Annotated in this window: 14 protein-coding genes; 5 read left to right on the top strand and 9 right to left on the bottom strand. The window is 71.5% G+C overall.

What is annotated here, in order from left to right; translation table 11 throughout:
• Window positions 1-8 precede the first annotated feature (8 nt).
• Window positions 9-785, top strand: a complete 777-nt coding sequence (gene pstB / locus HC031_RS05990) for a phosphate ABC transporter ATP-binding protein PstB (protein ID WP_167924169.1) — start codon at window positions 9-11, stop codon at window positions 783-785.
• 26 nt (window positions 786-811) lie between these two features.
• Here pstB and HC031_RS05985 read toward each other — a convergent pair whose 3' ends face one another.
• Window positions 812-1,594, bottom strand: a complete 783-nt coding sequence (locus HC031_RS05985; protein ID WP_167924455.1) for an NUDIX hydrolase — start codon at window positions 1,592-1,594, stop codon at window positions 812-814.
• 10 nt (window positions 1,595-1,604) lie between these two features.
• Window positions 1,605-2,774 (bottom strand): acetyl-CoA C-acyltransferase, encoded by a 1,170-nt coding sequence (locus tag HC031_RS05980; RefSeq protein WP_167924168.1) that lies wholly within the window; start codon window positions 2,772-2,774, stop codon window positions 1,605-1,607.
• A gap of 106 nt (window positions 2,775-2,880) precedes the next feature.
• Here HC031_RS05980 and HC031_RS05975 point away from each other — a divergent pair, with 106 nt between their 5' ends.
• Window positions 2,881-3,861, top strand: coding sequence for a Gfo/Idh/MocA family protein (locus tag HC031_RS05975; RefSeq protein WP_167924167.1), 981 nt, complete (start codon window positions 2,881-2,883; stop codon window positions 3,859-3,861).
• A gap of 4 nt (window positions 3,862-3,865) precedes the next feature.
• On the opposite strand, the gene HC031_RS05970 is transcribed toward HC031_RS05975, so the two are convergent.
• Both HC031_RS05970 and HC031_RS05965 read right to left on the bottom strand, forming a co-directional pair.
• The gene (locus HC031_RS05970; protein WP_167924454.1) at window positions 3,866-4,822 is read right to left on the bottom strand and encodes an inorganic phosphate transporter; all 957 of its coding nucleotides are present in this window, start codon (window positions 4,820-4,822) and stop codon (window positions 3,866-3,868) included.
• A 44-nt stretch (window positions 4,823-4,866) separates the two neighbouring features.
• On the bottom strand, window positions 4,867-5,493 hold the full coding sequence (locus HC031_RS05965) for a DUF47 family protein (protein ID WP_167924166.1): 627 nt from the start codon (window positions 5,491-5,493) through the stop codon (window positions 4,867-4,869).
• Between the two features lie 199 nt (window positions 5,494-5,692).
• On the opposite strand from HC031_RS05965, the gene sigJ reads away from it, so the two are divergent.
• Window positions 5,693-6,670, top strand: a complete 978-nt coding sequence (gene sigJ / locus HC031_RS05960) for an RNA polymerase sigma factor SigJ (RefSeq protein WP_167924165.1) — start codon at window positions 5,693-5,695, stop codon at window positions 6,668-6,670.
• Here sigJ and HC031_RS05955 read toward each other — a convergent pair.
• A complete protein-coding gene (locus tag HC031_RS05955) occupies window positions 6,642-7,244 on the bottom strand; it encodes a carboxymuconolactone decarboxylase family protein (protein WP_167924164.1) in 603 nt (200 codons plus the stop codon). The two genes, sigJ and HC031_RS05955, sit on opposite strands and share 29 nt — an antisense overlap.
• A 71-nt stretch (window positions 7,245-7,315) precedes the next feature.
• Entirely contained in the window at window positions 7,316-7,849 is a 534-nt protein-coding gene (locus HC031_RS05950) for a DUF402 domain-containing protein (protein ID WP_167924163.1), read from the bottom strand.
• A 367-nt stretch (window positions 7,850-8,216) separates the two neighbouring features.
• On the opposite strand from HC031_RS05950, the gene HC031_RS05945 reads away from it, so the two are divergent.
• A complete protein-coding gene (locus HC031_RS05945) occupies window positions 8,217-10,079 on the top strand; it encodes an ATP-dependent DNA helicase (protein ID WP_240942185.1) in 1,863 nt (620 codons plus the stop codon).
• 45 nt (window positions 10,080-10,124) lie between these two features.
• Here HC031_RS05945 and HC031_RS05940 read toward each other — a convergent pair whose 3' ends face one another.
• Window positions 10,125-11,393, bottom strand: coding sequence for an AI-2E family transporter (locus tag HC031_RS05940; RefSeq protein ID WP_240942184.1), 1,269 nt, complete (start codon window positions 11,391-11,393; stop codon window positions 10,125-10,127).
• Window positions 11,394-11,486: 93 nt separating this feature from the next.
• On the opposite strand from HC031_RS05940, the gene HC031_RS05935 reads away from it, so the two are divergent.
• Window positions 11,487-11,834: a co-chaperone GroES gene (locus HC031_RS05935; RefSeq protein ID WP_167924162.1), complete on the top strand. Its 348-nt coding sequence runs from the start codon at window positions 11,487-11,489 to the stop codon at window positions 11,832-11,834.
• Here the strand turns inward: HC031_RS05935 and HC031_RS05930 are convergent.
• Window positions 11,825-13,273 carry a PrsW family intramembrane metalloprotease gene (locus HC031_RS05930; RefSeq protein ID WP_167924161.1) on the bottom strand — a complete coding sequence of 483 codons (1,449 nt, stop codon included), beginning with the start codon at window positions 13,271-13,273 and terminating at the stop codon, window positions 11,825-11,827. The genes HC031_RS05935 and HC031_RS05930 overlap by 10 nt on opposite strands.
• 77 nt (window positions 13,274-13,350) lie before the next feature.
• The gene (locus HC031_RS05925) at window positions 13,351-13,893 is read right to left on the bottom strand and encodes a TetR/AcrR family transcriptional regulator (RefSeq protein ID WP_205862326.1); all 543 of its coding nucleotides are present in this window, start codon (window positions 13,891-13,893) and stop codon (window positions 13,351-13,353) included.
• Window positions 13,894-13,922 lie beyond the last annotated feature (29 nt).

Raw genomic sequence — 13,922 nt, 5'->3', positions numbered from 1 at the left:
TGCCCACCATGGCCAAGCGCATCGAAGCCGTCAACGTGTCGGCGTACTACGGCTCGTTCCGCGCCATCGACAACATCACGATGGCGATCGAGCCCAAGTCGGTCACGGCCCTGATCGGGCCGTCCGGCTGCGGGAAGTCGACCTTCCTGCGCTCCATCAACCGGATGCACGAGGTGCTGCCGGGTGCGAAGGTCGGCGGCCAGCTGCTCATCGACGGTCAGAACATCTACGACCGCGACATCGACGTGACGGCCGTCCGCCGGATGATCGGCATGGTCTTCCAGCGGCCCAACCCCTTCCCGACCATGTCCATCTACGAGAACGTGGTCGCCGGCCTGCGGCTCAACGGGGTGCGCAAGAAGTCCCTCCTGGACGCGGCGTGCGAGAAGGCGCTCCGTGGCGCCAACCTCTGGAACGAGGTCAAGGACCGCCTCAACCGGCCGGGCGCGGGCCTGTCCGGCGGTCAGCAGCAGCGGCTGTGCATCGCCCGGACCATCGCGGTGGAGCCGCAGGTCGTGCTGATGGACGAGCCCTGCTCGGCGCTCGACCCGATCTCGACCCTGGCCATCGAGGACCTGATCGCCGAGCTCAAGAACGAGTACACGATCGTGATCGTGACCCACAACATGCAGCAGGCGGCGCGGGTCTCCGACCGGACCGGCTTCTTCTCGATCGACAAGACCGGCGAGCCGGGGCGCCTGATCGAGTACGACGACACCGCGAAGATCTTCACCAACCCGTCGGTGAAGCGCACCGAGGACTACATCACCGGCCGCTTCGGCTGACCGGTACGGCCCGGTCCGGCGCGTCCTCAGTCGATGAGCAGCCGGACCGGGTCGCTGTCCAGATCCGCGCGCGGCATGACCGCCGTCGTCACGTCGCGCTCCGCGGCCATGGCCGCGTCGACACTCCGGTACGCGGTGAGCCCGCGTAGCGCCGCGACCGTCGGCGGCAGCATCCGCAGGTTCACCAGGTCTTCCGGCCGCCCCCAGACGACGTGCTCCGCCTCGCCGCCGACGTCGCGGGTCACCTGCCGCTCGGGCAGCCGGGCCAGGAAGAAGTACGTGTCGTAGCGGCGGGGCTCGAACTCGGGCGTCAGCCATCGCGCCCACGGGGTCAGCAGATCGCTCCGTACGACCAGGCCCCGCTCGGCGAGCAGTTCGGCAAAGCCGACCTCCCGGGCGATCAGCGCCAGGCGCGCCGACTCCCACTCCTCGCCGGAGACGTCGCCGACCACGGTGCCGGCGTCGGGGCCGGCCAGCAGCACCCCGCACTCCTCGAACACCTCGCGGACGGCAGCGCTGACCACCGCCCGGGCCAGCGGCTCGGAAAGGCCCAGCCGGGTCGCCCACTCGGCCGGGGTCGGCCCCGTCCATGCGGGCTGCACCTCGGTGTCGCGCGGGTCGACCGTACCGCCGGGGAAGGCGTGCATGCCGGCGGCGAACGCCATCGTGCTGGCCCGGCGGATCAGGTAGACCTCCAGGCCCGGTTCGCCCTCCCGCAGCAGCAGGACGGTGCTCGCGTACTTCGGAGTCACGGGTGCTGCGCCGGAGGCGTAGAACCGCCGGACGTGCTCGAGCAGCCCGTCGGGCATCGGAACGGCCTCAGTCAACGCGCACCACCATCGCGGTCCCCTGGCCGACGCCCACACAGGCGGCGGCGACGGCGTACCCACCACCGCGACGGCGCAGCTCCCGGCAGGCGTCGACGACGACCCGGGGCACCGACGCGCCGAGCGGATGGCCGATCGCGATCGCGCCCCCGTTCGGGTTGACCAGTTCACGGTCGATCTCCGGCAGCTCCTGCAGGCAGGACAGGACCATCGCGGCGAACGCCTCGTTGATCTCCCACACCGCGATGTCGCCGAACGCCAGGCCGGCGCGGGCCAGTACCTTGCGGATCGCGCCGACGGGCGCCAACGTGAACCGGTGCGGCTCGAGCGCGACGGTGGCCGCCGCCACGATCCGGCCGAGCGGCTGGGCCTCCAGCACGGTCGTCTGCGCTTCGGACGCGACGAGGACCGCGATCGCACCGTCGTTGATCGGGGACGCGTTGCCGGCCGTCACCGACCCGGATTCGCTGAACGCCGGTTTGAGTCCGGCGAGCTTGTCGAGCGTCGTGTCCGGCCGGATCGACTCGTCGCGCCTGACGTCGGCGACCGGCATCACGTACTCGTCGTGCAGGCCCGCCTCCCACGCCGCCGCGGCGAGATGGTGCGAGCGCATCGCCCAGTCGTCCTGCTCGTTACGGGTGATGCCGAGGTCGTGCGCGACCGCTTCCGCGCAGGCGCCGAGGCTGGCCGTCCACTCCCGGGGAAAGCGTGGGTTGACCATCCGCCAGCCGACCTGGGTGTGGTACAGCTTCGCCTCGGTCGGGAACGGCACATCCGGCTTGGGCAGCACGAACGGTGCCCGGGTCATGCTCTCCACGCCGCCGGCGATCACCAGGTCCGCGTCGCCGGCCCGGATCGCCCGGGTCGCCTGGACGATGGCCTCGCCGCCGGAGGCGCACAACCGGTTGACGGTGACCGCGGGTACGGACGGCGGCAGGCCGGCGAGCAGGGCTGCCATCCGGGCGACGTTGCGGTTGTCCTCACCGGCGCCATTGGTGTCACCGAGGATCACGTCGTCGATCGTGGCCGGGTTCAGCGCCGGCTGGCGGCGGACCAGCTCCGCCAGCGGCAGGGCGGCGAGGTCATCGGTGCGGATCCCGGCCAGGCCGCCCCGGTGCTTGCCGAACGGAGTCCGTACAGCGTCGATGAGATACGCGTCCACGGAGCCGAGCCTAACCCTCGCGGTGATCAATGCCGACCGGCACACAGATCGGCAAGACGGCGATAGATCGGCAAGATGGCGATCTTGGAGGGCTTAGGGTTGGAACATGACGGACCCGATCCGGTGGGGCATCCTCGCTACCGGCGCCATCGCGCGCTCCTTCGTCGCCGACCTGTCGCTGGTACCCGATGCCGAGGTCCTCGCCGTCGGCTCGCGCAGCCAGGACGCGGCCGACCGGTTCGCGGCAGCGCACGGCATTCCCCGCGCGTACGGCAGCTGGGCGGAGCTCGCCGCGGACCCGGACCTCGACGTCATCTACGTGGCCACGCCGCACGCGGCGCACCACGAGGCCAGCCTGACCTGCCTGCGCGCGGGCAAGGCCGTGCTGTGCGAGAAGCCGCTCACCCTCACCCTCGCCCAGGCCGAAGAGCTGGTCGAGGCCGCCCGTACCGGCGGCGTCTTCCTCATGGAGGCCATGTGGATGCGCTGCTTCCCGGCGCTCCACACGATCTGCGGCCTCGTCGCGGACGGCGCGATCGGCGACGTGACCACCGTGAGCGCGGACTTCGGCCTGTCCGCGCCGCCCGACGTCACGCACCGGCTCCGCGCGCCGGAACTGGGCGGCGGCGCCCTGCTGGACGTCGGCGTCTACCCGGTCACACTCGCGCACCTCATGCTCGGCGCCCCGGACCGGATCGAGGCCTGGGCGCGGCTGACACCCGAGGGCGTCGACGAGAACACAGGCATGATCTTCGGGTACGCCTCCGGCGCACTCGCCGCCCTGACCTGCTCCCTCGTCGGCGACACGCCCCACACGGCGGCCATCACCGGCACCCTGGGCCGCATCGAACTGGCCCGCGACTTCTACCGGCCCAGCGGCTTCACGCTCGTACGGGTCGGGGCGGAGCCGGAGTACGTCCCCACGCCGTTCGAGGGCGTCGGCTACCACTTCGAGGCGGCCGAGGTGCAGCGCTGCCTGCGCGAGGGGCTGCCGGAGAGCCCCGTCGCTCCGCTGGCCGAAACCCTCGCCGTGATGGCGACCCTCGACGCCGTCCGCGAGCGGATCGGCGTCGAGTACCTCAGCTGAGACCTCAGTTGAACAGCGGCCGGATCACGAAGTACGCCACGGCGGCGACCGCGGCCGCCGCCGGGAAGGTCAGCACCCACGCCACCACGATGTTGCCGGCGACGTTCCAGCGCACGGCGGTCACCCGCTTCGTCGAACCGACACCCATGATCGATGACGTGATCGTGTGCGTGGTCGAGATCGGCAGGCCCTTCCAGGCCGCCAGGTACAGGACGGCACTCGCCGTGGCCTCGGCCGCGAAGCCCTGCGGCGGGTCGAGGTCGATGACCTTCCGGCCGAGGGTACGGATGATCCGCCAGCCGCCGCCGTAGGTGCCCAACGCCATCACGCCGGCGGTCAGGAAGTACACCCACACCGGGATCGAGGCGCCCTTGTGAAAGCCGCCGGTCACCAGCGCCAGCACGACGATGCCCATCGTCTTGGCCGCGTCCTGCATGCCGTGGCCGAGCGCCATCGCGGTCGCCGAGAGCGTCTGGGCGTGCCGGAAGCCGCGGCTGAGGATCCCCGGGTTCCCCCGGCGGAACAGCCACATCACCGCGAGCATCACGATGAACCCGAGGATGAGGCCGACGATCGGCGAGACGACCATCGGAACGACGACCTTCTCGTAGATGCCCTTCCAGAAGATCTGGCTGTGCGGCGCGAAGAACGTGGCCCCGACCAGGCCGCCGACGAGGGCGTGCGACGACGAGGAGGGGATACCGAAGTACCAGGTGATCAGGTTCCAGACGATGGCGCCGACGAGGGCCGCGAGCACCACGCCGAGACCCTTCGTACCGGTCGGCGGGTCGATGATCCCCTTGCCGACCGTACTCGCCACCTTGGCGCCGAAGAACGAGCCGACCAGGTTTCCGACCGCCGCGACGCCGAGCGCCACGCGGGGCGTGAGCGCCCGGGTGGAGACCGAGGTCGCGATGGCGTTTGCCGCGTCGTGGAAACCGTTGGTGTAGTTGAAGCCCATCGCGAAGATGATCACGATGGCGACCGCGAGAAATTCCACCTCGGTCAGGACTCCTTGACCGCGATGGTCTCGACGGTGTTGGCCACGTGCTCGAACGCGTCGCAGGCCGCCTCCAGCTCGTCGGCGACCTCCTTCATCTTCAGCACGGTGAGCGCGTCGAACTCACCCGAGAACAGGCGCACCAGCAGCATCCGGTAGGCGCGGTCGCCGTCGTTCTCCAGCCGGTTGCACTCGACCCAGTAGTCGCGCAGGTCCTTCATGCTCTTCAGGCGCGGCATCGCGTCCGCGGTCAGCTTGGCCTGCTGGTCGAGCACGTCGAAGATCTCGTGCATCTCACGGGGCAGCGCCGGCATCTTGGTCAGGCCGTACAGGTAGAGCAGGTTGCCGACCGCCTCGATGTGGTCCATGACGTCGTCGAGCAGGGAGCCGAGCCGGTAGATGTCCTCCCGGTCGAACGGCGTGATGAACGTGGTATTGATCTTGTTGTACAGCTCGTGGGTGACCGCGTCGCTGTCGTGCTCGACCTCGGTCAGCCGCTCGCTGATCGACTGCACGTCGGCGTCGGGCAGGGCAAGCTCGTTGAGCAGCGCGGTACCCCGGACCAGGTTCGCCGCGGCCTTGCTGAAGTACTCGTAGAACGCGTCATCGCTCGGACGCAACTTGAATCGCACGACTGACCTCGTCACGGGGGCTGGGGGATGCAGTAGTTCGCGTTGAACCTGCACGAATGGTAGGCAACGCCGGGGCGGCTCCTGCGCCGGCCTACGCGGATACGCTCCGAAGATTGACGGATTCGGCTGATCGCGTCACATTGCAGGGCGCGAACGCGTCCTGTCGGAGGACGCCGTGACGCCGCGAGGAGGGGGCCCCGTGGACGAGGTCGACGACCGGGCCGGGGCGGCTCGGCCCGCCGGGTACGGGGACGGGTTCGACGCGCACCGCGCCCACCTGGAGGCGGTGGCGTACCGGCTGCTCGGCAGCCGTGCCGAGGCGGAGGACGCCGTCCAGGAGGCGTGGCTGCGCTACGCCGCGGCCGACCGGTCCGACATCGCCGACCTGCGCGGGTGGCTCACCACCGTCACCACCCGGATCTGCCTGGACGTGCTGCGGTCCGCCCGGGTACGCCGGGAGGCGTACGTCGGCTCCTGGCTGCCCGAGCCGATCGTCACCCGGCTGCCGTCGGACTGGCCGGACCCGGCGGACGCGGTCGCCCGTACCGACGAGGTGAGCCTGGCCCTGCTCACCGTCCTCGAACGGCTCAGCCCCGAGCAGCGGGTCGCGTTCGTCCTGCACGACGTGTTCGCGGTGCCGTTCGACGAGATCGCCACCACGCTCGACACCACCGTGGCCGCCGCCCGTCAGCTCGCCTCGCGGGCCCGCCGGGCCGTGGCCGACTCCGGCGTGCGGCGGCACAGCGCGGACCGTGCCGAGCAGCAGCGGGTGCTGGCCGCCTTCATGGCGGCGGCCGGCAGCGGCGACCTCGACGGGCTGCTCGCGGTGCTCGCCCCGGAGGTGGTCGTCACCGGCGACGGCGGCGGGGTGGGCCCGGCCACCCGCACACCGGTCACCGGCCGGCTGCGGGTCGCGCGGTTCCTGCTGGGGCTGTTCCGCCAGGCCGCGCGCAACGAGACGGTGGCCGAGCCCGTGCTCGTCAACGGAGATCTGGGCCTGCTGGCCGAGACGACGTACCCCAACGGGCAGACGCTCCGGCTGGTCATGGCCTTCACGGTCGCGGACGGCCGGATCACGGCCGTCTACGACCAGCTCAACCCGGCGAAGCTGGCTCGGGTACCGCGGACCGAGCCGGCCCGCGCCGCGCTCACGCCCCCGCCGGGGCCGCCCGCCTGATCTGCTCGTCGAACGGCAGCGGGCAGGCGTCGCCGCTGGTGTACCCCTGTGCCGTGAGCCCCAGCGCGTGGTTGGTACGCGCGCGCATGTTCTCCAACGCGATCAGGTACGTCAGCTCGACCAGGCCGGGGTCGCCGACGTGGGCGCGGACGCGTTCGACGAGTTCGTCGGTGACGTCCATGGGCTGGGCGGTCATGGCGTCGGCGTACTCCAGGGCCACCTTCTCCGCCGCGGTGAAAGCCGACGACTCGCGGTAGTGATCCAACTCACGGTGCCGCTCCACGGACAGCCCCCGGTGCAGCGCGAGCATCGTGCCGAAATCGACGCACCACGAGCATCCGACGCGGGTGGCCACGCGGTGCACGACGATGTCGTGCAGGGCCGGATCGAGCCGCCGGGCCACCCGGTCGACCATCAGTTCGTGCACCGCATAGGTCCACATCAGGCCGCGGTGGTTGGCCGCGGCGCGCAGCGGTTCGGGCACCTCGCGGAAGCGGCGACGGGCGGCACGGAAGATGAAGGCGCGGGTGACCCACCCGACCTGCGCGTCGGTCAACAGCGGTATGCGGGGCATCACAGTCCTCCCGGTGGATGGTCTCTCCCTCGGAGGACGCGGACGCACGCCGCAGTGTGACGTGTCCTACGTCACGCCACGTTGATCTGTCCGAAATCTCTCGCCACGACGTCGAGCCAGCGCTGATAGACCGTGTCGAACGGCTCGATGCGATCGGTCAGCGCGGTGGCCAGCCACTCGGCGGCGGCCCACGCCTCGTTGATGACCTCCGGCGGGTATCCGTACCGCACCTGGTGGACGGCGAACTCGTCCTCGTCGAGGATCTGGACCACTCCGGTCCGGCGGCGCCGCACGTCCAGGTCGAGATCGACCATGGTGACCACGTCGGGCGTGGGCCAGGTCGGCACGGTGGTGATGTCGCAGTAGACGTCGGTGCGGTGCGGTGCGGCGTTGAACAGCCCGGTCCACCAGCCGTTGCGCGGGAACAGCATGACGTGGTCGTGCTCGGCCGGATTGACGCGCTGCTCCCCCCGCGACACCGGCGTGCCGGCCGCGCCACCGACCCACACCCCGAACTCGTCCTCACCCAGCAGACGACCCGGCTGGTTCCAGTGCAACGAGCCGTCGTACTTGCGATACACCACCCGTACGAGATCGCCTGTCACGAGTCCACCTTATCGATCAGCATGGCTGGAGGAACATGCCGTGAAGCACACATCGACCGACATCTACGGATTGTGCACGATCCGGTTAACACGCGTTCCGCGAACACGACCGGAAGTCACCATGCCAAGCGTACGCGGAGCGCACAACCTGACACGGAATGTTGATCTGTCCTGTGGATAACTACCGCCACGCTGTGGATAGGCCGGGATCAGTCACAGCAACCGGGTAGCCTGCGTTCCCGTGACCGCCGCGACCGCAAGCCCCTCCGCCCGCCGCACCCGCCGCGACGGGCCCGGCGTAACCGAACTGCTGGCCGCCGCTGTCGGTGCGGTGCCCGGCGGGATCGATCGCCCCGGCCAGCGGTCGATGGCCGAAGCGGTGGCGCGCGCCGCGGAGTCCGGCGAACACCTGCTGGTGCAGGCCGGCACGGGCACCGGCAAGTCCCTGGGCTATCTGGTCCCGGCCCTGCTCGTCGACGGACCGGTGGTCGTGTCCACCGCGACGCTCGCGCTGCAGTCGCAGCTCGTCGACCACGATCTGCCCCGGCTGGCGGAGGCCGTCGAGCCGTTGCTGGGCCGTCGGCCCACGTTCGCGGTCCTCAAGGGCCGTCACCACTACGTGTGCATGGCCCGGTTGGACAACAGTTCGGCCGACGAGCCCGGGGACACCCTCTTCGATTCGGAAGGTGGCGGCACCCGATGGCTCGGCGAGGCGGGCCGGCTGGGCAAACAGATCCAGCGCCTGCGCGAGTGGGCGATGGAGACCGACACCGGCGACCGCGACGAGCTCGATCCGGGCGTCGACGATTCGGCATGGCGACTGGCGTCGATGCCGGCGCGCGAGTGCGTCGGGGCCGCCCGCTGCCCGTACGGGGCGGAGTGCTTCGCCGAGGCGGCCCGGCAGCGGGCGCGGGAAGCCGACATCGTCATCACCAACCACAGCCTGCTCGCCATCGACATGCTGGCCGGTCGCAACATCCTCCCCCCACACAAGCTGCTCGTCATCGACGAGGCTCACGAGCTGGCCGACCGGGTCTCCTCGGCGGCCCAGGCCGAGCTGACGCCCGACGCGCTGGACCGGGCGGCCCGGCGCACCCGGACCCATATCGACGACGCGAGCTACGAGTCGCTGGTCGAAGCGGGCGACGCGCTCACGGTCGGCCTCGCCGACGTGCCCGCGGGGCGGCTCACCGCCGGCCTTCCCACGCCGCTCGCCGAGGCGCTGACGCTGCTCGACCGGGCGACCCGGCGCTGCCTCGACGGCATCGGCGAGGTCAAGGCCGACGATCCGGACCCGGTCCGCAAGCAGCAGGCGAAGACGGTGCTCACCGACCTGTCCAACACCGCACAGCGGCTGCTCGAGTTCTCCCCGCACGACGTCGCGTGGGTCGAGAAGGACGAGCGCGGTCGGCGCGCCGCCGTGGTCGCCCCGCTGTCGGTCGCCGGCACCCTCGCCACGCACCTTTACGACGAGCGGACCGTCGTCGCCGCGTCCGCGACGCTCGCGCTGGGCGGCAAGTTCGACACCGTCGCCAAGTCCCTGGGCCTTGATGAAGAAACCGAGTGGACCTCGCTCGACGTCGGTTCCCCGTTCGACTACGCCCGCCAGGGCATCCTGTACGTCGCCGCCCACCTGCCGCGCCCGACCACCTCCGGCCTGTCGGAGGCGGCGGCCGAGGAGATGGTCGGCCTGGTCGAGGCTCTCGGCGGGCGCACCCTCGGCCTCTTCTCCAGCCGCCGGGCGGCCGAACGGGCGGCGGAGGTCCTGCGCGACCGGACCGACCTGACCGTCCTGTTGCAGGGCGACGAGGCGCTGCCGCTGCTCGTCCGCCGCTTCCGGTCCGACCGCAACAGCTGCCTGCTCGGCGTCATGTCGCTGTGGCAGGGCGTCGACGTGCCGGGGGACGCCTGCCAGCTGGTCATCATCGACCGGCTGCCGTTCCCGCGGCCGGACGAGCCGCTCGCGGCGGCCCGGTCCGCGGCCGTCGACGCGGCCGGCGGCTCGGGCTTCGCGTCGGTCAGCGTGCCGATCGCCGCCGTACGCCTGGCCCAGGGCGCCGGTCGGCTGATCCGGGCGGCGGATGACCGAGGTGTGGTGGCGGTCCTGGACTCCCGCCTGGAGACGGCGAAGGGCTACGGCGGGTTCCTGCGGCGAACGCTCCCCCCGTTCTGGTACACGACCAAGCCGGACGTGGTGCGGGCCGCCCTCAAACGGCTCGGCTCCGCCTAGCGCGCCGCCCCCGGGGCTTATCGGCCGCGCGAGCGTCCGAGCTCCTTACGGTGCCTGCTCACCGTGATGGTGGTGGTGGTGGCCGAGAAGGCTGCGAATGCCGGTGTTGAGAACGGCAACGAGCGGCACCGCCACCAGTGCGCCGATGATGCCGGCGAGGATCAGGCCGGTCGCGATCGCGACGATGACCGCGAGCGGGTGGATCGCCACCGCCCGCCCCATGATCAGCGGCTGGAGCACGTGGCCCTCCAACTGCTGCACGCCCACGACGACGGCCAGCACGACGACGGCGCTCACCCAACCGTCGGTGACCAGGGCCACCAGCACGGCCACCGCACCGGACACGGTCGCGCCGACGATCGGCACGAACGCGCCGAGGAAGACCAGCGCGGCGAGGGGAAACGCCAACTGCACCCGCAGGATGGCCAGTCCGAGGCCGATCCCGACCGCGTCGATGAACGCCACGAGGACGGTGGCGCGCACGTACGACACCAGGGTGCCCCAGCCCGCCTCGCCGGCCGTACCCAGCGAGCTGCGCGCGACCGGGGGCAGCAGGCCGACCACGAACTCCCAGATCCGCCGGCCGTCGCGCAGGAAGAAGAAGGTGCTGAACAGCACCAGCAGCGCGGACGCCAGGACGTCCACCGCGGTGGTGGCCGTCGTCAGCGCCCCGGTCGTCAGCGTGTCCCGGTGGGTGTCCAGCCACCGCTGCGCCGTGTCCGCGATGCCGTTGAACTGGTCGTTGGACAGGTGCAGCGGGCCGTTGCGCAGACTGCTCTGAATGGTCCGGATCCCGGCGGTGGCGCTGCCCGCCAGCGCCGGGAAGGAGCTGACGAACTGCGTCACCACCAGGGTCAGCACACCCCCGACGGCCGCGATGCCGGCGATGAGCACGACGGCGACCGCGAGGGACCGGGGAAGCCGGACAGCCCGGCGCAGCCAGCTCACCGACGGCGCCAGCAGCGCCGACAACAACAGCGCGATGCTCAGCGGGATGAGGACGTCCCTCAGCTGGCTGACCAGCCACAACACCAGCGCCGCCGCGCCGGCCAGGACCAGGAGCCGCCAGGCCCAGGCGGTCGCGATCCGCAGGCCACGGGGCACGTCAGGGGCGCTGTCGGTGCCGACCGGCGTGGCCGGACCCGGCGGTGCGGCCGGGGTCACCGACGTAGCCTCGACCGACGGCGCGGTCCCGGCCGACGGCGCGGCCTCCACACGCTTCGCGGCGCCCGCGCGATGGTCGGCGGACTGCAGCTCACGAGTGGCGCGCATCGCCGTGTACGCCCGACGTACCCGCGCGCGTACGTGATCCATCTGCCCCACCGCAACCTCCTCCCGGTACACGGTAACGGTTGGAGGCACACCTGCCGGGCCGTGAAACACCCGCGGCGAGGTACCGTCCTCTTCGTGACTGCCGCGCCATCATCCACCGACACCGCCAACGGTCTGCCCATTCGACTGCTCCACGACCGCGTCCTCGTCCGCCTGGAAAACGGTGAGGGTGAGCGACGCTCGGCCGCGGGCATCGTCATCCCCGCCACCGCCGCCGTCGGGCGCCGGCTGGCGTGGGCCACGACCGTCGGGGTCGGGCCGCACGTGCGCTCGGTCGTCACCGGGGACCGGGTCCTGTTCGACCCCGACGACCGCTCCGAGGTCGAGCTGCAGGGCCAGGCGTACATGCTGCTGCGCGAGCGCGACGTGCACGCGGTGGCCGCTCGCCGCGTGGAGAACGACGGGACCGGCCTCTACCTGTAGAACGGCGCACCGGACGGACCGTAGCCGGCCGCCCCGGGCCCCGGATGGCCCGGGAGGGGCTGCCCCGGCGGCGGCCCGGCGGGCACGAGCACCACGGGCGCCGGCACGACCGGCTGCTCGGGCGCGTCCAGCGCGCGTACGGTGCCGTCGGGGAAGCTCACGTGATAGCGCCGGCCGTCCCAGACCGCGCGGGGCGCGTACGGGTCCCGGCCGGTGAAGACCCTGCGGTACGCCTCGATGGCGGCGAGCAGGCGGCGCTCTTCGGCCAGGGTCTCGGCGACCTCGTCCGGCTCCAGGCCGACGCCGCGGCGCATGCCGTCGCGCAGCAGTGCCAGCCGGGTCGCGTCGAACTGGTAGGCCCGCATGGCCTTGGCCCCGGCGTCGCCGGCGACCCGTCTGGCCCACCGCCGGGCGGCGAGCCGCCGGCCGAGTGTGCTCAGCGCGGCGGCCTCCGGCGGGGTGAACCAGCCCGCGCGGACGTACTCACCGACCTCCCGCTCGGTCAGCCGCCCCTCGGCGCCGCGCAGCCACAGGGCGAAGCCGACCATCCCGAGGAAGATCGGCATCATCACCGCGAAGTACCCGTACAGCATGATCAGCATCTGCTGCGACTGGGCGGCCAGCGTGGACATCAGGTTCCAGGTGCCGTGGAGCATCATCGCGACGATGAGCCCGGCGAGCGGGGCGAGCCAGCGCACGCGGCGGTCGGGGGCGCGGGAGGCGACGCCGAGCCCGATGCCGGTCATCGAGGTGAACAGCGGATGGGCGAAGCCGCTCATGAGGATCCGGGCGAAGAACACGGCGACGACGGCGGTCGCGCCGGCCAGCGGTCCGTTCTTGGAGGCGGCCTCGGCGTACCCGTGCCCGCCGAGGTACAGGATGTTCTCCACCATCGCGAAGCCGGTGGCTGACAGCCCACAGTAGACGATCGCGTCGATCATCCCCGAGTACGTGCGGCGCCGCACGGCGAACAGCAGGATGGGCCCGAGCGCCTTCATCGTCTCCTCGATGAACGGCGCCACCAGCACGGCGACGACGCCGTCCGGCAGGCCCCAGTGCGCGAACAGCCGGCTCGTCACGGTGTTGACGACGAGGGCGATCGCGGTTGCCACGCAGGCGCCCCAGCCGAAGCAGAAGGCGAGGTACCTGACCGGTTCCGGCTCGTAGCGGTCGAGCCAGAGGAAACAGAAGACCAGCACCGGTACCGGCAGGATCGCCGCCACGATGCCGATCGTGAGGGCGAGCGGGCCGATCTCCCAGCCGACGTACGTCAGCACGCCGAGGCCGCACACCGCGATCAGCGCGATCACGCCGGCGAGCGGCAGGCCACGGCGCCAGTTCAGCCGCCCGGGCGGCGGGGGCGCCGCGGCGAGGACCATTCCCGGATTCGGGTACGCCTGGGTGTGCTGGGGGTTCCCGGCAGGTGGGAGGTCACTCATGCCGTCAGCCTAGCCAGGACGGCTCCGCGTCATCCGCCCCGCGGCGCGAAGGGATCAACCGCCGACCGACCCGGCGGTCAGTCGGCGCCGCCCAGCGCCTCGCCCAGCTCGTCCTCGGTGCGCGGCAGCCCGACAGCGGCCAGCACGTTGAGCAACATGCCCCGGCCCAGGAATGCGACGACCTGTTGCTGGTCGACACCGGAGATCCGCTCGATCTGCTGCCACAGCTCCGACAGGCGCTGGCGGGCCAGCGCCCGCACGTCGGCGTCCTCGCAGGCGGTGGCCCACGTCTGCAGCTGCATCTGCAGGATCTCGCGGTTGTCGAGCAGTGAGTTGTAGGCCTGGCCGAGCGCGTCGAGCGCCTCGTCGCCGGTCCGGTCGTTCGCGGCCCGCTCGAACAGCTCCCGCAGGTAGGCGAAGCAGCGGTCGACGGTCGCCAGGAAGAGCGCCTTCTTCGACGGGAAGAGGCGGAAGAGGTACGGCTGGGAGACCCCGACCCGGCGGGCGATCGTTTCGGTGCTCGTGCCCGCGTACCCGCCGGCGCCGAACTCGATCTGCGCGGCGCGCAGTACCGCTTCGCGCCGTTCGGCGGCGCTCATGCGGCCGTTACCGGGACCCATGATCGTATAACGTAGTAATTGCGTACGAA

Origin of the sequence: Planosporangium thailandense, assembly GCF_011947195.1 — a bacterium.
Lineage (GTDB): Bacteria > Actinomycetota > Actinomycetes > Mycobacteriales > Micromonosporaceae > Planosporangium > Planosporangium thailandense.
The sequence above is the reverse complement of the archived record's forward strand: the minus strand, read 5'-3'. Positions and strand labels throughout refer to the sequence as shown.